Source organism: Kribbella koreensis (assembly GCF_039525325.1).
In the GTDB taxonomy this organism is placed as follows: domain Bacteria; phylum Actinomycetota; class Actinomycetes; order Propionibacteriales; family Kribbellaceae; genus Kribbella; species Kribbella koreensis.
On the sequence record NZ_BAAAHK010000004.1, the window covers coordinates 46,448 to 65,445 of the forward strand.

An 18,998-nucleotide genomic window follows, 5' to 3' on the forward strand; every position below is an offset into this window, starting at 1 on the left:
ACAGGACGTAGTTCTAGCCGACCTTGATGTCGACGCTGTGGAGGCCGGTCGAGCCGTCCGGTGCGGGCGGGGCCTGCGCCTCGATCTGCGGGTTGCCCTGCGCGTCGAACGCCCGGACCTGCAGCACGTGGTTGCCCCTAGGCGCATCCCACGTCCAGTGCCACTGCCGCCAAGTATCGATCGACGCGTCGGCAGCCAGCTCGGCCTCTTGCCACTGGCCGCCATCAACACGGACCTCGACCTTCGAGACACCCACATGCTGATCCCACGCGACTCCGGCCACAGTCACCTGACCAGTCGACGCTTTCGATCGCGGTACGTCGATCCGCGACGACAACTTGATCGGCCCCTTCTCCGACCAGCCGCGCGGAGTCCAGTACGCCTCGAACTGGTCGAAGCGGGTCACCTCGATCTCGGCCAGCCACTTCGTCGCCGAGACGTAGCCGTACAGACCCGGTACGACGATGCGCACCGGGAACCCGTGTTCCACCGGCAACGGCTGTCCATTCATCGCGAACGCCAGCATCGACTCCCGGTCATCGGTCAGTGCGCTCAACGGCGTACCGGCGGTGAAGCCGTCCTTCGACGTCGACTTGATCGCGTCGGCATTGGCCGCCACCCCGGCCTCGGCCAGCAGGTCCTTGAGCAGGACGCCGGACCAGAGCGCGTTGCCGATCAGGTCGCCGCCGACCTCGTTGCTCACGCAGGTCAGCGTGACCCACTTGTGGACAACCTTGCGCTGCAACAGATCGCTGAAGTTCAGGTTGATCTCGCGATCGACCATGCCGTGGATGCGCAGTTTCCAGTCGGTCGGCATGATCAGCGGCACCGACAGCGCCGTGTCGATCCGATAGAAGTCCTCATTGGGCGTCGCCCACGGACCAGCCCCGGCAGCCTGTACTCCGGCCGGCGGGTCGAGGCTCGGCGGCAACGGCAGCTTGAGCGCGTCGCGTGCCTCCGCGACAGCTGCCCGATGCCCACCGATGACCCGGCCGAGAGCGCCGACCGCGATGGCGCCGAGGGTCACCCCGGCCGAGAGCTGGAGGAAGCCGCGGCGACTGACGCCGTCCTCGGGGTACCTGACCAGGCCGGACAGCCGGGTGGCGAAGAGCCGGAGGATGAGCAGGGCGGTGATACCGGCGACGAAGGATGGGGCGAAGCCCGTCTGACCGGCGTCAGGTCTGGTCGAGGCGGCGATTACCGCGACGCCCGCGAGCACGATGACGACGGCCGCGCCGGCCCAGTACCGGAGTACCGACAGGATGCCGCCGAGAGCGGCGAGGGCGAGCAGTACGACGAGGATGCCGGTCTTGAGCGCCAGCTTGTCGTGCGTCCCGAAGAGCGAGATCGCGAGGTCTTTCAGCCACGGCGGAACGCGGTCGATGAACGCCGAGCCGATCGCCACGACGGGCGTCTGGCGGGTTCCGAGAAGGGCGGCGGCCACCGAGCCTGCGGCGAGACCTGCGACGGCGGCGAGGATGCCGCCGGCAGCTGCTCTGACGAAGAGGCCTCTCCGGCCAGGCCGCGCTGGGACGTCGCTACCGGGGTCGCTCAGGGGAGACCGGACCAGAGGATGGTTCACAGCTAAACCATCGCTCGGAGCGGCGTCCGACACCAGCCAGACGCCGCATCCGTTAGTAGCGGGTAATGCGAGGGGTGGTTCAGATCCGGTCGGCCGCGGACAGCGAACCGAGGTTGGGCCGGCCGTTGGGCCAGCGACGGGCATTGTCGCGAACGCGACGGAGCTTGCCGAGGACGAGTTCCTGCTCGTCCGCCAGCTGGGACATCCACAGGCTGTCGATCTCCAGGAGGTGGTCCGGCAGCGCGTCGCGAAGCCGCCGCTTTCCCTCCTCCGTGAGGACCGCGTACGAGCCGCGGGCGTCATCGGGACAGGGCTCCCGGCGCACCAGACCGAGGTTCTCGGCGCGGTCGACCAGCCGGGTGATGCCGCCGGTGGTGACGGTCAGCTCCCGGGCGAGTGAGGTGAGACGCTGCTTCTCCCCGTGGCTGCGGGCAAGCCGCAGCAACAGTTCGAACATTGCCATTTGCAGACCACTGCGCTTGAGGGAATGGCGCATCAGGTGATCGAGTTCGGCTGCTGCTTCTCGCAGCAGGCCGTACGCGGTGATCACGTCGCTTTCCCAGGGTTCGGCGGCGTGAGTGGGTTCTGCATCGGCGAGCGCTAGGGGCGAGCAAAGCGAAGGCGCGATGGTCATGCGCGGACTCTATTAGCTGACGCGGTGACTTCGCTACACGGGGTGACCTATCGGCTACAGGTCGAGACGCGATTGATGGCAGATTGAGCGTGACCGAGGCCGCTTCAGGTGCTGCCTGTGGATAACTTCCGCGGCGGCCGGCCGATCTTTGCCAGGCTTTCCCTTGTCCGTCCGACGAGGGGAAAGCAGGAGTTTCCGATGACCGAGCCCGAAGAGAAATCCCCGTACGGCCCAGGCTTCATCGCGGCCTGCATCACCCTCACCGCCATCCTCGCCTGTGGCGCCCTCCTCCTCTTCACCGCCCCCTCCGACACCCCCAAGTCCGCCAGCAACGCCTGCGCCGACGGCTCAACGGGCGGCGCCTCCACTGGTGGCAGCGCCCCGGCCGGTGTTGGCCAACCCGGGTGCGGGACCGGCGGGGATGGCTCCCGCGACAGCGGCGATCCAGCCTCCGAACCAACCTCCGGTCAGGAGGGAGCCGGCCCGACCACCCCACCGCCCGCCGGCGAGGCCGTGGCTCTTCCGACTGGGTCGACATCGACGGGGTCGTCCGGTACTTCGAGCAGCTGCGGCCTACCGGATGGCGACCAAGCGACGCCGTCCAGCCGGCCTCCGAAGGCTGACCTGTGGGAGATCAGCCGCCGAGTGGTGGTGCCGCGCTCATCGGCGTACGGGCCCGCCAAGACCGACTCCGACGGCTTCCGGAGATGCTTCGCGCATTCGCCGACCGGCGCGGTCTACGCGGCGTACAACCTGATCGCCGCCCTGGCGGACCAGACCAAGATCATCCCGACCGCGACCAAACTGATGGTCCCCGGCCGCGACACCGACCTCCTGCTCCAGGAAGTGCGCAAGGAAACCCCCGACACAGCGTCCACTCCGGCCCAGGTCGCGGGCTATCGGATCGTCGACGCCGACCGCGACCGCGTCACCATCATGCTCGCGATGCCGGCGAAGACGGAGTTCATGAGCGGCACCTTCACGCTGACCTGGCACGCCGGCGACTGGCACCTGGTGCCACCGCCAGACGCCGCCGCGGTCGGTACGCCGTACGCCCAGCACCACAACCTCAACGACTTCGTCGAATGGAGCGGTGTCTGATGTGCGGGAACTTCGACGTCGGCTGCAAGGTCAGCGAAGGCCTCGGCAACGTGATCAGCAACGCCACCGAAGGACTGGTCCGGCAGCTGTCCGACGCCGTGCTCGCCTGCCTGCACTCGCAGGCGACCTTCTGGGTGAAGATCCCCGGCCCGACGCTGGCCACCGAGGACGCCAAGCTGCACTGGACGAACCAGCCGACGATCGCCTTCCTGCAGACGCACACATTCTGGCTGACCACCACGCTGTTCGGGCTGGCGATCATGGTGTCCGGGATCAGGCTCGCCTGGGAGCAGCGCGGCGACCCGCTCCGACAGTTGCTCAAGGCAATGATGACGTTCGCGCTGGTGTCCTCGGCCGGGACCGCCACCCTGCAACTGCTGTCCGCGTGGTCGGACAGCTTCGCCAAGAACATCGTCGACGCGGCGCTGCCGAAGGGCGAGAGCTTCGAGACCGCGATGAGAAGCGTGATGATGCAGGACGGCAGCCAGCTCGCCCAGCGGATGCCGCTGTTCCTGATCATCTTCTCCGCCCTCGGCGTGCTGTTCGGATCACTCATCCAGATCGTGCTGCTGCTGATCCGCGCGGCGATGATCGTCCTGCTGGCCGGCACGTTCCCGCTGGCGGCGGTCGCGACGCATACCGAGCTGGGTAAGGCCTGGTTCAAGAAGTTCTGCGGCTGGGCGCTGGCCTTCATCGCGTACAAACCGGCGGCCGCGTTGATCTACGCGGCCGCGATCCAGATGACCCACGAGGGCATGATCAACTCGACCGGCGACGGCCTGATCCAGACACTGACCGGCATGATGATGCTCGGCCTCGCTGTCGTCGCCCTTCCCGCCCTCCTCCGCTTCACCGTCCCCCTGACCGCCGCAGCAGCAGGCGGCAGCTCAGGCACCGGCGCCGCGGCCATGGACCCAGGCGGTCTGGCCTCTGGTGCCGTCAACGTAGGCCGCTCCTCAGGCTCAAGCTCCGGCGCTGGCAAGGCCGGCGGAGGGGCCGGTGCCAGCTCCGGTGCGGGCGGCAGTGCGGCTGGTGCAGGCGGCGGCGCCTCCGGTGCGATCGGAGCCGGAGCAGCCGCCGGCGCAGGCCCAGCAGGCGTAGCCATGGCCGGCGCACAAAAGGCAGCCGGCTCCATAGCCGGCGCAGTAGCCCACTCAGCCGGCGAACCAGGCGGCGGCTCCTCAGCCTCCGGCGGCTCCTTCGGCGGCTCCTCGTCCGGCGGCTCCCGCTCCGGCGGGTCGGGCGGATCCCGGCCCGGCGGCCCTCGCGGCGCCCGCTCAGCTGGCCCAAGCTCAGGTGGTGGCTCGCAGGCAGGCGGCTCAGGTACCGGCTCAGGCGGCGGCTCCTACGGTGGCGGCGGCCCCTCCGGCTCCGGAGGCGGCCAACCCCGCTCCAAACCTCCGCCGCCACCGGCGCCCCCAGGCTCCTCGACGTCCGACCCATCAGCGCCGTCCGGCAGTTGGTGAGCCAACCCCCGACCACCTGCACCGACAGCGCTTCCACCCGCCACCCGCCGTCCGCCACCCGCCGGCCGCCGCTCGCCGCCCGGCCGCGGACCTCGGCCCCGGCCTCGTTCTTGCCGGATCCGGCTCGCGAGTTCGACAGCGAAGGTCTGCGGTGGTGGAAGAACGAGCTCCGCGAAGACCAGTGGACCTGGCTGCGCGCACTCCCCTTCAGCCACGACTTCCTGCTCAGCGGCCGCCAGATCCGGCTCTTCCACGCGTCGGCGACCAGCGTTCACCGACGCGTCCGCTTCGACCATGACGAGCAGGAGTTCCTCGGCATGTTCGAGAACACCGAAGCGACTGGCGACGGCCCGATCCCGACGGTCGTCGGCTACGGCGACACCCACGACGCCTTCTACGAGGTCGACCTGCAACGCCGAACTCTCTTCAACACCGGCAGCGTCGGCAACAGCATGTCCGACCCCACCCCCGTCTACGTCATCCTCGAAGGCATCCCCGACTCCCCCGAGGACGCCCCCTTCTCCATCCAGTTCGTCCGGGTCCCGTACGACGCCCACGCCGAACTGGAAATAGCCCGCTCCCTGTCCATGCCAGAACTCAACGGCTACGAAGCCGAAATCCTCCACGGCCTCTACCGAGGCGACCTCTACTCCAACACCACTCCCACCTACCACCGCCGCCCCCACCCCGCGATCCAACCCGCCTAGTTCGACCGGCTCGTCGTCATGCCCAGCTATGGATAACGCTGTGCAAAAGTCTGGGGACAACGCGTCAGACAGGGAATCGATGCCATCGGTGCCAATCCCATTGTGGCTTTGTGAATTGGCCTAGGGGCGGGGTCAGCGGACGAGCAGGGCTTCGGAGCCGATGGGTTGGTAGTCGGCGGCCAGGAAGGTTCGGGTGGAGGCTGCGTTGCCGGGGGAGACCTGGGACCAGATGTGGGTGCCGGGCGGGATGAGGGCTCGGGCGGCTCGGGCCAGGTGGCGGCCGTGGCCGGTGCCCCGGGCGGAGGTGGGGACTTCGAGGGCGACCTCGAGGCGGCCGGCCAGGCCTCGGCCGGTGAGGACCAGGCCGCCGTACGGGGTGGTGTAGGCGTGGACGTCGTCGCGGTAGCGCCAGGCTCGTTCGATGCGGGGGTGGCCGCGTTCCGTGACCTCGACCAGGCCGTCGACGGCGGCGGCGCGTTCGGCCGGGTCGGTGAGGGCGGGGGCCAGGAGCATCTGGTCGATGGCGTTGACGCGGCGGCCGGTGAGTTGTTCCAGGGCGTACAGGAACGGCGGGTTGAGCGGGGCGGACAGGTCGCCGTCGGGGATCAGGCCGGCGACCCAGTCCGGCGAGACGTCCGCCGCGATCACGATGTGCGCGGTGAAGGCGACCACGCACACCTCGCGGTCGGACGGAGCCGGTACCACCGTGATGCTCAGGTCCGGGGTGGGGAAGACGCCGCCTTCGATCCCGCGCAGAATGTCAGCCAGAGTTGTCATCACGAGCCATTGTGGAGGAGAACCCTCCCCGGCTCCTGAATTGGAGGCACACGTGCGCAAGCCTGAGTTGGTCACCGCCGAAGGGCTGCCCGAGAGCGTCACGATCTACGAGGTCGGACCGCGGGACGGGTTGCAGAACGAGGACGCGATCGTCGACGTCGCGGTCAAGGCCGAGTTCATCCAGCGGCTCGCCGCGGCCGGGCTGACCACGATCGAGACGACCAGCTTCGTGCACCCCAAGTGGGTGCCGCAGCTCGCCGACGCGGCCGAACTGCTGGCCCGCCTCGACCTGCCGGACGGACTCCGTGCGCCCGTGCTGGTGCCGAACGAGCGTGGTCTCGACCGGGCGCTCGAGGCCGGCGTGAGCGAGATCGCGATCTTCGCCAGCGCGACCGAGACCTTCGCCGCGAAGAACCTGAACTCGACGGTCGACGAGCAGTTCACGATGTTCGCGCCGACCGTGCGGCGGGCGCTGGACGAAGGTCTGAGCGTCCGTGGGTACGTGTCGATGTGTTACGGCGATCCGTGGGAGGGCGACGTACCGATCGACCAGGTGGTCACGGTCGGCGCGCGGCTGGTCGAGCTCGGCTGCCACGAACTCTCCCTCGGCGACACGATCGGCGTCGCCACACCGGGTCAGGTCGTCGCGCTGATCCACGCTTTCGAGAAGGCCGGGGTCGGCGTGGACAAGCTGGCCGTCCACTTCCACGACACCTACGGCCAGGCGCTCGCCAACACCTTCACCGCACTGCGCGAGGGCGTCACCACCGTCGACAGCTCAGCCGGCGGCCTCGGCGGGTGCCCGTACGCCGAAAGCGCCACCGGCAACCTCGCCACCGAAGACCTCCTCTGGCAACTCGACGGTCTCGGCATCAAAACCGGCGTAGACCTGGAAAGCCTCGTCGCCACCAGCGCCTGGATGGCAAAACAACTCGGCAAGCCTTCAGCCAGCCGCGTTGTGCAAGCGCTGGCCGGGTAACAGCCGCGACGACGGCCAACGGAGGAGGCGGAGCGCCGACCAGCGTCCGGGCGCCGGACCGGCAACCCGGACCAACAGCCCAGACCAACAGCCCAGACCGGCAGCCCGGATCGGCAGCCCGGACCGGCAACCCGGTCTCGGTCGTTCTGCCCTAAACCCCGGCCGGTTGTCGGCGCGTGAGGGGGAGGCGTTCGCGGGTGTGGGCGTCGGCGGGGGTGTCGACGAACAGGACCAGGTCGGGATGTGCGGGCACTGCCAGTTCTGTCACGGTGAACGACAGCTCCCCGGCGACCGGATGCACCAGCCGCCGCAGCCGTGCCTCGCCGTCCGCGACCTCGTGCGTCGCCCAAAGCCGTTCGAACTCCGGGCTCAGCTTGCGGAGGCGGGCCAGATCGGTCTCCCAGTCGGGATCGCCGATGTGCTCGACGTACGCCGAGCGCATCCGGGCGACCAGGTACGGCACCTCGGTGTCGTATTTCAGCAACTGGTCGCGCGCGAGCGGCTCGGTCACGATGCACCAGAGCAGGTTGAGGTGGACGCAAGGCAGCGTGTGCCAGTCGTGGTAGAGATCCTTGGACGCCTTGTTGGACTGGAGAATGTCGTAGCGCTTGTTCGTGATCAACGCAGGCAGCGGATCGAGCGCGGCCAGGATCTCGCTCAGCACCGACTCGTTCGCGCAAACGCCGGTCTTCGTGCGCACCGGCGTCGCCTCGGCGAGCGAGTACAGATGCGCCCGTTCCAGATCGTTCAGCCCGAGCGTCGTCGCGACCGCATCGAGCACCTGACCACTGACGTTGATCGGCCGCCCCTGCTCGAGCCACGTATACCAAGTCACACCGACCCCGGCGAGCTGGGCGAGCTCCTCGCGCCGAAGGCCCGGAGTACGGCGTCGTCCGCCCGGAGGCAGGCCGACGCCTGGGGCGTCACCTTGGCGCGACGCGCCTTCAGAAACTCCCCGAGCTCAGCCCGACGTGTACTCACCGAATCATGCTGACACGCACCACCGACAAGTTTCACCGGGATTGCGGCGGCCCTGCCTTCGTACCGTAGGTCGTCAGACAGAACGGATGCCCGGCCGGATCGAGAAACACTCGGAACACGGCCGGATGCGGCTGTACCGCGGTCTTGGTCGCGCCCGCCGCGATCGCCGGCAACTCCTCGGCGTCGAGATCCGCGGCCTTGAAGTCGAGATGGCACTGCTGAGGCACGCGCGCATCCGGCCAGGTCGGCGCTCGGTAGTTGAGGTCCCGCTGGCAACCCAGGTTCGCCGAGCCGAGTCGTAGCTCGGCGTAGTGCTCCTAGGAGATGGCGATCTCCCCACCACAGATCCGCTGGTAGAACTCCGCCGGCGCGAGCGGTTCGGGGCAGTCGAGCGTCGGCCCCCAGAACGGCGCGACCACTACTGCTCGATCGGGCGCCGGATCCGCCGGACCAGGCTCTTGTCGGCGTACTGACCGATCCGGAACGTCGACCAGCCGTCGACCCCCGCGCCCACAGCGCCGCCGAGCAGTGGAACGCGCCGCGTCACCATCAGCCCCATCCGCTTGCCGCCGATCCGGGCGATGAGTTCACCGACCACCTCGCCGGCCACCATCCGGTCCAGCTCCGGGTCGAACACCGGCGCGGTCGCGATCGCCAGCGGCGACGTCGGCAGGCTCGCCTTCTTCAACCGGTCCGTCACACCGTCCTCACCGAGCAGACAGGTGATGACCGCCGTCCGCACTCGCGGATCGTCCAAATCAAAACCACGCAGATGAGCGATCGAAGCCACCATCCGAGCCTGTACCACCGCCAGCCCGGTCAAATTGGCCGGAAGCGCGACCGGCAGCGTGACCAGCCCGCCGATGCTGGTGACGAACCCCTGCACGCTGGCAAGCCGGATGTGCTGCTCGATCACCGTGTCGACCGCGAGCTCGGCATCGCCGTCGTGCTTGGTCAGATGCCGCTCGGCCACCTTCTCGGCGCCGGGAAACCGTTGGTACCCGTCGATCGCGATCTCCAGGACCTGACGGAGCACGCCGGCCGCCGCCTGCGGAGCGAACCGCTGGGCAGCAGGCGCAAGACTGCTGGCAACAAACCTGGCTACTCCGGCCACAGCACTCCCTCACAACTCGGACACCCGTCCCCGGAGACCCGTGGACAGGCGCAGCACTCTCAACTCTACGTGCCGCCCCAGTTCGCGCCACTCGGGAGAAACCCCGGCCGATCCCTTGCTTACTCAGAGGTGGGCGCGAGTGCACCGGGTGACGTACGGCATCGTCAGATTCTTGCGACCGCGCAGGTCCAGGTGCGAGTCGAGCAGCTCGGTGACCTGGTGCATCAACTCGTCACGGTCCGCGGCCGGCATGGTGATGACGTACGACCGCGACGCGACCATGTCGAGCAGCTCGGTCCGCGTGAGCGCGTGCTCCCAGCGGATCTCGAGTCGCTCGACCGCGCGGAACGGCGTACCGATCGGTGGCGCCGAGTCGATCTCCTGGCGAGCGTGCCGGTGCAGCACCCGATCGAGCTCGGCCACCCACGGCACCGTGTGGTCGCGGATGTTCCACACCAACCCGAGCGTCCCGCCGGGTGTCAGCACCCGTGCGATCTCGGGCAGCACCACGGCGGGGTCGAACCAATGCCACGCCTGCGCCACCACGACAGCGTCAACAGCCCCGGCATCCAGCGGAATCGCCTCGGCCGATCCATCCCGTACGTCGGCCGACGGCACCGCCGCGACCAGCTCCTCGCGCATCGCCGCCAACGGTTCGACGGCCGTCACCGCAAGCTCGCGAGCCGCCAGCAAAGACGTGAGCTTGCCCGTACCAGCGCCGAGATCGAGCACCGACTTCGCAGTACCAGGGACCAGCCAGTCGACCGCCGACACCGGATAGGACGGCCGCCCACGCTGGTACGCCGCCGCCGCGTCACCGAACGATGCCGCCTGCGACTGCTTCGACCACCGCCGACTCGCGCCCTGCCGGGTCATCCCGCACGCCTGCCCGATCTCCTCCCAGCTCGCCAGCCGCTGGGACCGCAACTGCTCGATCAGCTCGGTCCGCCGATGCTCGAGCGCCGCGATCACCTCGGTCATCCGCGCCAGCCCACCGAGCCCGCCGGACCCCTCGATCTCTTCGACGATCTTCATGTCCGGCAGCATATGTTGCCAGCCTCACGGCTTGTCAACAGATGTTGCGGCCCGGGTGGGCGAGAGGTCTGTCGGCGGAGTAGGCCAGGATGGTGGGGTGCCAATCGATCCACCTGCCTCCGTGTGGGAGTTCCCGCCGGTCGCGGTCGCTGGTGCCAGCGACGTCGTGGCGGCCGGGGCGGATCTCGAGCCGGGCACCGTGCTGGCGGCGTACAAGCGGGGACTGTTCCCGATGCCGGACAGTCACGGGCCGCTGCTGTGGTGGTCGCCGGTGGATCGTGGCGTGATCGAGGTCGACGGGTTCACGCCGTCGCGGTCGCTGCGGCGCGCGCGGCAGCGGTTCGAGATCCGGGTCAACACGGCGTTCGACCAGGTCATCCGGGCGTGCGCGGATCCGAGCCGGCCGGGGTCGTGGATCGACGACGACATCATCGCGTCCTACACGAAGCTGCACGAGATGGGCTGGGTCCACTCGGTCGAGGCCTGGGACGGCGACGAGCTGGCCGGCGGGCTGTACGGCGTCGCGATCGGCGGGCTGTTCGCGGGCGAGTCGATGTTCCACCACAAGACGGACGGCTCGAAGGCCGCGGTGCTGGGGCTGATCGAGTTGCTCAGCGACAAGTTCGCATCCGAGCGCGTGCTGGACATCCAGTGGGTGACGAGCCATCTGGCGACCCTCGGCGCCGTCTCGATCCCGCGTGAGACGTACGTCCGGCGGGTGGATCGCGCGCTGGCGCTCCCGCTGCCGCTCGCCTTCGGCGGAAGCCTCAGTCGATACCGATGAAGGTGGCCAGCTGGCCGGTCGCGTCCGCGAAGAACTCGTCGGCCGGATCCATCGTGCCGACCAGTTGCCCGAACAGCTCGAAGCTGACCATCCCGTAGAGCTGGGTCAGCGCGATCATCGCGCGAGCCAGCACCTTCAGCGGTACGCCGGGCGCGAGCTCGGCCAAGACGCCGAGCTGCTCCACCATCAACCCGCTGGGCTCCGGCGCGTCCTCAGGCGGAGCCAGTACGCCGGAAGCCTGCGCCTGACTCAGGATGCCGAGCAGCGCGATCGCCACCCGGCCCGCCGGCTCGATCGTGCTCTCCGGAGCCTTGTACCCGGCGACCGGCGAGCCGTAGATCAGCGCGTACTCCTGAGGGTGCTTGATCGCCCAGATCCGGACGGCCCGGCAGACGGCGAGCCAGGCTTCACGGGGAGTCCCGGCGTTCTTGGCTGCTGTCTCGGCTGCGAGGCCCAGCGCGTTGTACGCGTCGATGATGAGCGCGGTGAGCAGATCGTCGCGGCTGGGGAAATACCGGTAGAGCGCCGACGAGACCATGCCGAGCTCACGCGAGACGGCCCGCAGTGACAGCCGCTCGGCGCCCTCGGTGGCGAGCTGGCGGCGCGCGGCGTCCTTGATCTCGTGGGTCAGCTCGGCCCGGGCTCGGTCACGGGCGGTCCGTCCGGCGTTCATACCGGCAGTCTGCCATGATCACCGAACTAAATCGAGAGCACTGCTCTTGACTCGCGTGTCGAAGAGGTGTTCACTGGTCACAACAGAGAGCACCGCTCTCGCAAACTGGGAGGCGATCCTGATGCAGGAGTACAACGACAAGCGAGTGGTGACCACCGGCCGCGGCAGCATGCTGGCGATGAACAAGGTGGTGGCCGCCCTGACCAACCTCGGCATCAGCCTGATGGGCAGCCGGGTGCTCTCGGTCCAGGGCCGCAAGTCCGGCGAGTGGCGGAGCAACCCGGTCAACCTGCTCGTCGTCGACGGCCAGCGCTACCTGGTCGCGCCGCGCGGTCACGTCCAGTGGGTCCGCAACCTGCGCGCCAGCGGCACCGGCACCCTCCGCGTCGGCCGCCGGGTCGAGACGTTCCGCGCCGAAGAGCTCGCCGATGCCGACAAGCCCGACATCATCCGCACCTACCTGAAGAAGTGGGCCTGGGAGGTCGGCGCCTTCTTCGGCAAGGACGTCCGCAAGGACTCCCCGCTCGAAACCCTGCTCCACGTGGCCCCCGGCGTACCGGTCTTCAGGATCCACACCGTCTGAGTCCTCACACGTCGTACTGGTCGGGCAGGCGAAGGTTGGGGCCACCGACCTGAAGACCAAGGGGAGTCGCCCGGCCCTTCGGTTCCTCCCACTCCTCCTGGCGGCCGAGCACGGTGAGGTCGAGGTAGCGGTACATGTTGTGGAACTCCTCGATCCCGCGGCCGAACGTCGAGTAGGTGTGGAAAACCTCGTCACCGACCCGCAGGAACGCGCTGATCCCGGGCATCTCCTCACCGTTCATGTCCGTCGTCCACGGCCCGTTCGTCCACGGCGTACCGACGTCAGCCACCTCGTCCTGAGTCCGGTAGTGCAGCACCACGGGCGCTACCCGATCGTCGAGCGTGGCGTGGAAGTCGTAGTTGAAGTCGCTCCCGTACGACGAGTACCAGGGAAACGTCCAGCCCATCCGCTCGCGAAACGCGGCCAGCTTCTCGTACGGCGCACGCGACACCGCCACGAGTGAGGTGCTGCGTACGTACAACTGCCTGAGCCGGCCGATCCCGTCGGCCGCGGAGCTGCAACTCGGACACGCGTCTTCCCAGTCCGGCGCATACATGAAGTGATGCATCACCAGCTGCGGCCGGCCGTCGAACAAGTCGGCCAGCCCGACCTCACCCTCGGCGCCCTGGAAGCGATAGTCCTTCTCGACCCGGACCATGGGCAGCCGCCGCCGCTCGGCGTTGACCTCGTCCCGAGCCCGCGTCACCGCCTTCTCCTTCTCCAGCAGCGCCCGCCGAGCCGCGAACCATTCGTCCTGCCCGACCACGGGCGGCAGATTCCCCATTTCACTCCTCCTCGGTCTCCCCGTCCTCGTTCCCCACGACCCGCTTCTCCAGTACTCCGGAATCACCCGAAATCGGCTCGGGGCAGCTCGGGGCAGCGGGTTCGGGCGTGTCGGAATCGCGCTTCGGCCGGGTCGGATTGGGTTTGGCAGGCCGGCGGAGGTGGGCTTGGCGGTAGAGGTTGGCGGCGATGTTGGCCTTGAGGTCGGCGCGGGTCCAGTCGTGGTCGAGGGCTTCACGGGCGTACCAGAGGCGCAGGGTGGGGCTGTCGAGGAATTGCAGCAGGGTCAGGTGGTGGTACCAGGGCAGCGCGGCGAGTGGACCGCGGGCGTACGCCTCGTGCGGCCAGGCCTCGGCGAAGGCTCGCATGTAGCTGAGGTTGCGGACCGAAAGCCCTTTGTGCGCGGGGAAGCGGGCCATCAGGTCGGTGGAGAGGTGGACGAGGCAGCGGCTCGTCCAGTCGGGTTTCTGCTGCCAGTGCAGGATCTCCCGGCCGATCGACCAGTGGATGAGCAAGGGCTCGCGGTCTGTGGCGAGGTGGGCTGTGATCGTCTCGAGGAAGGCCGGGTACCAGGACGGCATCGAGGGCCTGGCGGCGGGAATCGGAGTCATGCCAGACAGGATGTGACCGAGGCCGGCGGCGACACGAAGGCCTTCGGCGGGCAGCTTGGGGCAAGATGGCGGCATGATCTCGCAGGAGGAATTGAAGGTCGCGCCGAAGGTCTTGCTGCATGACCACCTCGACGGTGGGTTACGGCCGCAGACCGTGGTCGAGCTGGCGGCGGAGGTCGGGCACAAGCTGCCGCGGACGGACGCCGGCGAGCTCGGGCAGTGGTTCGTCGAGTCGGCCGATTCCGGGTCGCTCGAGCGGTACCTGGAGACCTTCGACCAGACCGTCGCGGTGATGCAGAACGCCGAGGCGATCAAGCGGGTCGCCAGCGAGTGCGTACAGGATCTGGCCGCCGACGGGGTCGTGTATGCCGAGATCCGGTACGCCCCGGAGCAGCACCTCACCGCCGGGCTCAGCCTCGAGCAGGTGGTCGACGCCGTCCGGGAAGGGTTCGAGGACGGCATGGCCCGCGCTGAGCGGCCGATCGTCGCGCGCCAGCTGCTGACCGCGATGCGGCACCAGGCCCGGTCGATGGAGATCGCCGAGCTGTCGATCGCCTATCGCGACGGCGGTGTCGTCGGCTTCGACATCGCCGGCGCCGAGGCCGGCTATCCGCCCACCCGGCACCTGGACGCCTTCGAGTACCTGCAGCGCGAGAACGCGCACTTCACCATCCATGCCGGCGAGGCGTTCGGGTTGCCCTCGATCTGGCAGGCGATCCAGTGGTGTGGCGCCGACCGGCTCGGTCACGGCGTACGGATCATCGACGACATCTCGTACGACGAGAGCGCGGGGCTGGACGGCAAGGTGGAGCTCGGCCGGCTGGCGGCGTACGTGCGCGACCGGCGGATCCCGTTGGAGATGTGCCCGAGCTCGAACCTGCAGACCGGCGCGGCCGACTCGATCGCCCAGCACCCGATCGGCCTGCTCGCGAAGCTGAAGTTCCGGGTCACCGTGAACACCGACAACCGGCTGATGAGCGGTACGTCGATGAGCCGCGAGCTCGCCCTGCTCGCCGAAGCCTTCGACTACGGGCTGGCCGACTTCCGCTGGTTCGCGATCAACGCGATGAAGTCCGCCTTCATCCCCTTCGACGAACGCCTCGCGATCATCGACGGCATCATCAAGCCCTGGTACGCCGAGGCGCTAAACAAATAGACGCCGAGCCCCAGTCCGCAGCAGCATCGACGGCATGACGACCAAACAGATCCGCTTCGTGGAGTTGTCCCCGACGACGATGGCCGCGTTGCTCGCGGACGATCTGGCCGCCGCCGGCCGGGAGGCCGGCGTCGAGCTGACCGAGTTGTTCACCAACGACGAGTCGAAGTGGCTGTGGAACTACCGGATCGCCCAGCTGGAGGACGATCCGGAGGCCCAGCGGTGGATCGTGCGGGCCGCCGTCTCCGAGCCCGAAGGTGTCGTGATCGGCCACGGCGGCTATCACGGCCCGCCCGACGAGAACGGCATGGTCGAGGTCGGCTACACCGTCGACGCGGCGTACCGGCGGCAGGGCTACGCGAAGGCGATCCTCACCGCACTCATCGAGCGGGCCGTCGAAGAGCCCGGGGTGAAGATCGTCCGGGCCTCGATCAGCCCTACCAACGCGGCCTCGCTCGCGACCATCGCCGGCTTCGGCTTCCTCGAGGCGGGCGAGCAGTGGGACGAGGAGGACGGTCTCGAGCTGCTCTTCGAGCGGGCCGTCTGAATACTTGACATCGGATACCCGTGAACTAATACTCGATTTCGAGTAATCGAGATCGAGGAGTCGACGCGTGGCCAAGCGCAAGGTGGCGAACCCGCTGGCGTTCGCCGTGCTCGGCAGCCTCGGCGAGCGGCCGATGCATCCGTACGAGATCTCCACGATGCTCAAGACCCGCGGCAAGGACCTGAGCATCAAGCTCAACTACGGCTCGCTCTACTCGGTCGTCGCGGCGCTGGAGAAGAACGGGTTCATCGAGGCGGTCGAGACCGTGCGCGACGGCAATCGCCCGGAGAAGACCGTCTACGCGATCACCGCCGCCGGCCGGGACGAGTTCGCCGACTGGCTGGCGGAGCTGCTCGGCAGCCCGGAGCGTGAGTTCAGCCAGCTGGAAGCGGGCCTGGCCTACCTGCCGGCGTTCTCGCCGGACCGGGTGGTCGAGTTGCTCGACCAGCGGATCGAGGCGCTGGCCGCCGAGGTCGAGAAGCTGGAGACCACGCACGCGGAGATGGCATCACACAAGTTCCCGCGGATCTTCTGGGTCGAGTCCGAGTTCCGGCTGGCCCTGGTGAAGGCGGAGATCACCTACACCCGGCAGTTGGTCCGGGCGATCAGGACCGACGAGCTGGAGGGTTCCGCCTTCTGGCGCAAGGGTTTCGAGGCCGTCGAGAAGTACGGCATCCAGCCCGCCGACCTGTTCAAGGATCCGGTCAAGTACTTCGGAGAGGAGCTTCCCTGGCTGCAGGAGATCCCACCGGAAGCCAAATAGGCACGGCCCCCGACCAGGGCGCGGCAACGCCGAGGTCAAGGGCCGCAGTTCCTCGAGTCGATCCCGCAAGCGAGACCTGACACCCAAGGCGCACTCGTCAGGATAGCCGGGTCGACTCCTCATCACTCAGCAAGAGGAGTCACGTCACCATGGCACCACCCCCTGCCCTCGAGGCAGCAGAACTGGTCAAGACCTATCCCGCCGGCCGCAAGAAGCCGCCGCTGCGGGCGCTCGACGGGCTGAGCTTCACCGTCCCGGAGGGCGTAGTACTGGGGTTGCTCGGGCCCAACGGCGCGGGCAAGTCCACCACCGTCAAGATCCTCACCACGCTGTCGCGGGCCGACTCCGGCACCGCGCGGGTGGCCGGCTTCGACGTCGTCAAGCAGCAGGCGGAGGTCCGGCACGCGATCGGCTACGTACCGCAGAAGTCCAGCTCCGACCCGATGGCGACCGGCGTCGAGAACCTCGTCCTGTCCGGCCGCGTCTACGGCCTGTCCAGGCAGGAGTCCGTACGCCGGGCAGCCGAACTCCTCGCCCGTTTCGACCTCACGGACGCCGCCAACCGCCAAGTACGCACGTACTCAGGCGGCATGCAGCGCAAGCTCGATGTCGCTCTCGGACTCGTCCATCGCCCGCGCGTGCTCTTCCTCGACGAGCCGACCACCGGCCTCGACCCGGAAGCCCGCGCGGACCTGTGGACCGAGGTCGAGCGACTCTCCGGCACCGAAGGCCTCACCGTCCTGCTGACGACCCACTACCTGGAAGAGGCCGACCGGCTGGCCGGCCAGCTCGCGATCGTCGACCACGGCAAGATCGTTGCCGAAGGCACTCCCGAGGCGCTGAAGGCCGAGCTGCGCGGTGACTCCGTCCAGGTCGAGCTGGTGGACACCGATCTCGACGGAACTGTTCAGAAGCTGTTGAGCACCCTCCCCGGCGTCGGCGAGATCGTTGTCGACGGCAACACCTTGCGAGCCCGCGTCGACCGTGGCGCGACGGCGGTTCCCGCGGTCCTGGGAGCCCTTGAGGAGAAGGCGATTCCGGTCACCGCGGTGACGGTGTCGAGGCCGTCGCTGGATGACGTCTATCTGCAGTACACGGGTCGCTCGTTCAAGACGGCGGACAAGGAGCAGGCGGCATGAGCACACTGACGGCAGAACGAGTCGCCACCCGGAGCGCGGCCCGCCGAGGCGGCTTCCTCACCCACACCGGTTTCATCACGGGCCGCTGGCTGCGAGCGCAGTACCGGTCTCCTGCTTTGATTGCCTTCACCTTGGTGCAGCCCGCGATCTGGCTATTGCTGTTCGGCCAGCTCTTCAAGGGCGTCGTGGCACTGCCGGGGTGGAGCGACTCGTCGTACATCGCGTTCCTGACCCCAGGCATCGTGATGATGACTGCCCTGATGACGAGCGGCTGGAACGGCACCACCTTCATCGCCGACATGGAACGCGGCGTCATGGACCGGATGCTGACTTCGCCGGTCCGCCGCGGCGCCCTGATGGCCGGCCAGTTGATCAGCAACGGCACCACCACAGTCATCCAGACAATCCTGGTCTTCGCGATCGGCTTCGCAGCCGGCGCCCGCTACGACGGCGGCGTCCTCGGCTACGTAGTCACCATCGTCGTCTCGATGCTGGTAGGCACAGCCTTCGGCTCCCTCTCCAACGCCGTAGCCCTGCTAACCCGCCAGCAGGAAGCATTGATCGGCATCTCCCAATTCATCTCCCTCCCCCTGACCTTCATGTCCTCGATCATGCTCGACCCCAAACTCGCCCCCCACTGGGTGGCCGTAGCAGCCCGCTACAACCCAGTCGACTGGGCCGCCATCACCGCCCGCCAGGCCCTCTCAGCCACCCCCGACTGGACCTCAGCCCTCCACCACGGCCTCTACCTACTGACCTTCACCCTCATAGTCGGCTACCTCTCCACCCGAGCCTTCCGCACCTACCAACGCTCGGTCTGACGAAGACCCTCGAACTGTTCCCTCCGGCAGCCGCCGCAGGGTGCAGTTCGAGATGGAAAGCTGGGGCAGTGAGTGTGTAAAGTAGGCAGCAGCCTAGGCAATAGCCGTGGGAAGTGAACCCGGGAGCCGTCCGGACGGTCGGTCGCCCGGGTTTCGCGCGTCTGGGCCCTTAGGGCTCGATGTCCCGGAGCCGGACATCCCCGCACCGGCGCTTCCAATCGCCACCCCGCCCAACAGCCCAAGCAACAATGTCAGGCAGCCACAGCAACGGTTCGCCAGCCGGCGCCGAATGCAGATAGCTGAAGCGCTCCTCCGCCTGGGCCTTGACCACCATCTCGCGAATGACCTGGTTGTCCTGCCGGTCCTGGTCACAGGACTCGACCACCATCCGGGAGACCCCGAGTTCCTCGATCAACTCAGGCACCATCACCCGGATGCACTCGTCCCTGGTTCGTCGCTCGGACCGGCCGTCGAGTTTGGCGCGGTAGATCCGGGTCTCGATCTCCAGTTGGGCGACCACGCTGAGGATCTCCCGCCGTCTTCCGTCGCTCTCGTGCTTCATGTGGATACGTCGTTGGCCGGGCTTGCGCAGGCTGCGGAGAGTTCGCCGGGCCGGAGCGAGGTCGGTTGGCAGCAACACCACCGCGCAGAGCAGGTAGCCGCCTCTGGAGGATTCATCGACGAAGGCATGGGCGGGCATGATTCGTCAACGATAGAAGGGATTGCGGGCCTCACCAAACCGACGGGAAGCTGAGCTGTCAG

Annotated in this window: 23 protein-coding genes; 11 read left to right on the plus strand and 12 right to left on the minus strand. The window is 68.2% G+C overall.

Features of this window, described 5'->3' with window-relative positions; genetic code table 11:
• Positions 1-13: 13 nt before the first annotated feature.
• A complete protein-coding gene (locus tag ABD116_RS08470) occupies positions 14-1,582 on the minus strand; it encodes a molybdopterin-dependent oxidoreductase (RefSeq protein ID WP_343966702.1) in 1,569 nt (522 codons plus the stop codon).
• Positions 1,583-1,661: 79 nt separating this feature from the next.
• On the minus strand, positions 1,662-2,216 hold the full coding sequence (locus ABD116_RS08475; protein ID WP_343966704.1) for a MarR family winged helix-turn-helix transcriptional regulator: 555 nt from the start codon (positions 2,214-2,216) through the stop codon (positions 1,662-1,664).
• A gap of 198 nt (positions 2,217-2,414) precedes the next feature.
• On the opposite strand from ABD116_RS08475, the gene ABD116_RS08480 reads away from it, so the two are divergent.
• From ABD116_RS08480 to ABD116_RS08490, 3 genes are read left to right on the plus strand one after another with little or no spacing between them, the layout of a single operon-like run.
• Positions 2,415-3,317 (plus strand): DUF8175 domain-containg protein, encoded by a 903-nt coding sequence (locus tag ABD116_RS08480; protein ID WP_343966706.1) that lies wholly within the window; start codon positions 2,415-2,417, stop codon positions 3,315-3,317.
• The gene (locus ABD116_RS08485; RefSeq protein WP_343966708.1) at positions 3,317-4,783 is read left to right on the plus strand and encodes a TrbL/VirB6 family protein; all 1,467 of its coding nucleotides are present in this window, start codon (positions 3,317-3,319) and stop codon (positions 4,781-4,783) included. The genes ABD116_RS08480 and ABD116_RS08485 overlap by 1 nt, the downstream gene beginning before the upstream one ends.
• Positions 4,780-5,490 (plus strand): metallophosphoesterase family protein, encoded by a 711-nt coding sequence (locus tag ABD116_RS08490; protein WP_343966710.1) that lies wholly within the window; start codon positions 4,780-4,782, stop codon positions 5,488-5,490. The genes ABD116_RS08485 and ABD116_RS08490 overlap by 4 nt, the downstream gene beginning before the upstream one ends.
• A 132-nt stretch (positions 5,491-5,622) precedes the next feature.
• Here the strand turns inward: ABD116_RS08490 and ABD116_RS08495 are convergent, their stop codons facing one another.
• A complete protein-coding gene (locus tag ABD116_RS08495; RefSeq protein WP_343966712.1) occupies positions 5,623-6,267 on the minus strand; it encodes a GNAT family N-acetyltransferase in 645 nt (214 codons plus the stop codon).
• 52 nt (positions 6,268-6,319) lie between these two features.
• Here ABD116_RS08495 and ABD116_RS08500 point away from each other — a divergent pair, with 52 nt between their 5' ends.
• Entirely contained in the window at positions 6,320-7,246 is a 927-nt protein-coding gene (locus ABD116_RS08500) for a hydroxymethylglutaryl-CoA lyase (RefSeq protein WP_343966714.1), read from the plus strand.
• A 151-nt stretch (positions 7,247-7,397) separates the two neighbouring features.
• Here ABD116_RS08500 and ABD116_RS08505 read toward each other — a convergent pair whose 3' ends face one another.
• The 5 genes from ABD116_RS08505 to ABD116_RS08525 form a co-directional block, all read right to left on the minus strand.
• Positions 7,398-8,081 carry a helix-turn-helix transcriptional regulator gene (locus ABD116_RS08505; protein ID WP_343966716.1) on the minus strand — a complete coding sequence of 228 codons (684 nt, stop codon included), beginning with the start codon at positions 8,079-8,081 and terminating at the stop codon, positions 7,398-7,400.
• Positions 8,078-8,227 carry a hypothetical protein gene (locus tag ABD116_RS08510; RefSeq protein WP_343966718.1) on the minus strand — a complete coding sequence of 50 codons (150 nt, stop codon included), beginning with the start codon at positions 8,225-8,227 and terminating at the stop codon, positions 8,078-8,080. Before ABD116_RS08510 ends, ABD116_RS08505 begins: the two co-directional genes overlap by 4 nt.
• Before the next feature lie 32 nt (positions 8,228-8,259).
• Positions 8,260-8,508 carry a VOC family protein gene (locus ABD116_RS08515; RefSeq protein WP_343967677.1) on the minus strand — a complete coding sequence of 83 codons (249 nt, stop codon included), beginning with the start codon at positions 8,506-8,508 and terminating at the stop codon, positions 8,260-8,262.
• 137 nt (positions 8,509-8,645) lie between these two features.
• Positions 8,646-9,341, minus strand: a complete 696-nt coding sequence (locus ABD116_RS08520) for an EcsC family protein (protein WP_343966720.1) — start codon at positions 9,339-9,341, stop codon at positions 8,646-8,648.
• Positions 9,342-9,464: 123 nt separating this feature from the next.
• Positions 9,465-10,376, minus strand: a complete 912-nt coding sequence (locus ABD116_RS08525; RefSeq protein ID WP_343966722.1) for a class I SAM-dependent methyltransferase — start codon at positions 10,374-10,376, stop codon at positions 9,465-9,467.
• A 97-nt stretch (positions 10,377-10,473) separates the two neighbouring features.
• Between ABD116_RS08525 and aat the strand changes: the two genes are divergently transcribed.
• A complete protein-coding gene (aat, locus tag ABD116_RS08530) occupies positions 10,474-11,160 on the plus strand; it encodes a leucyl/phenylalanyl-tRNA--protein transferase (protein ID WP_343966724.1) in 687 nt (228 codons plus the stop codon).
• On the opposite strand, the gene ABD116_RS08535 is transcribed toward aat, so the two are convergent.
• Complete coding sequence (locus tag ABD116_RS08535; RefSeq protein WP_343966726.1) at positions 11,144-11,833, minus strand: TetR/AcrR family transcriptional regulator; 690 nt, start codon at positions 11,831-11,833, stop codon at positions 11,144-11,146. The two genes, aat and ABD116_RS08535, sit on opposite strands and share 17 nt — an antisense overlap.
• A gap of 121 nt (positions 11,834-11,954) precedes the next feature.
• Here ABD116_RS08535 and ABD116_RS08540 point away from each other — a divergent pair, with 121 nt between their 5' ends.
• Positions 11,955-12,416 (plus strand): nitroreductase family deazaflavin-dependent oxidoreductase, encoded by a 462-nt coding sequence (locus ABD116_RS08540; RefSeq protein ID WP_343966729.1) that lies wholly within the window; start codon positions 11,955-11,957, stop codon positions 12,414-12,416.
• A gap of 4 nt (positions 12,417-12,420) precedes the next feature.
• On the opposite strand, the gene ABD116_RS08545 is transcribed toward ABD116_RS08540, so the two are convergent.
• A complete protein-coding gene (locus tag ABD116_RS08545; RefSeq protein ID WP_343966731.1) occupies positions 12,421-13,200 on the minus strand; it encodes a DUF899 domain-containing protein in 780 nt (259 codons plus the stop codon).
• 1 nt (position 13,201) lies between these two features.
• A complete protein-coding gene (locus ABD116_RS08550) occupies positions 13,202-13,810 on the minus strand; it encodes a DUF1016 N-terminal domain-containing protein (RefSeq protein WP_343966734.1) in 609 nt (202 codons plus the stop codon).
• A gap of 73 nt (positions 13,811-13,883) precedes the next feature.
• Between ABD116_RS08550 and ABD116_RS08555 the strand changes: the two genes are divergently transcribed.
• The 5 genes from ABD116_RS08555 to ABD116_RS08575 all read left to right on the plus strand — a co-directional run bounded on the left by ABD116_RS08555 (position 13,884) and on the right by ABD116_RS08575 (position 18,236).
• On the plus strand, positions 13,884-14,966 hold the full coding sequence (locus ABD116_RS08555; protein ID WP_343966736.1) for an adenosine deaminase: 1,083 nt from the start codon (positions 13,884-13,886) through the stop codon (positions 14,964-14,966).
• 34 nt (positions 14,967-15,000) lie between these two features.
• On the plus strand, positions 15,001-15,513 hold the full coding sequence (locus tag ABD116_RS08560; protein ID WP_343966738.1) for a GNAT family N-acetyltransferase: 513 nt from the start codon (positions 15,001-15,003) through the stop codon (positions 15,511-15,513).
• 67 nt (positions 15,514-15,580) lie between these two features.
• Complete coding sequence (locus ABD116_RS08565) at positions 15,581-16,276, plus strand: PadR family transcriptional regulator (protein ID WP_343966740.1); 696 nt, start codon at positions 15,581-15,583, stop codon at positions 16,274-16,276.
• 149 nt (positions 16,277-16,425) lie between these two features.
• On the plus strand, positions 16,426-17,415 hold the full coding sequence (locus tag ABD116_RS08570; RefSeq protein ID WP_343966743.1) for an ATP-binding cassette domain-containing protein: 990 nt from the start codon (positions 16,426-16,428) through the stop codon (positions 17,413-17,415).
• Positions 17,412-18,236, plus strand: coding sequence for an ABC transporter permease (locus tag ABD116_RS08575; protein WP_343966745.1), 825 nt, complete (start codon positions 17,412-17,414; stop codon positions 18,234-18,236). The genes ABD116_RS08570 and ABD116_RS08575 overlap by 4 nt, the downstream gene beginning before the upstream one ends.
• 169 nt (positions 18,237-18,405) lie before the next feature.
• Here ABD116_RS08575 and ABD116_RS08580 read toward each other — a convergent pair whose 3' ends face one another.
• Entirely contained in the window at positions 18,406-18,936 is a 531-nt protein-coding gene (locus tag ABD116_RS08580) for a hypothetical protein (RefSeq protein ID WP_343966747.1), read from the minus strand.
• Positions 18,937-18,998: the final 62 nt, after the last annotated feature.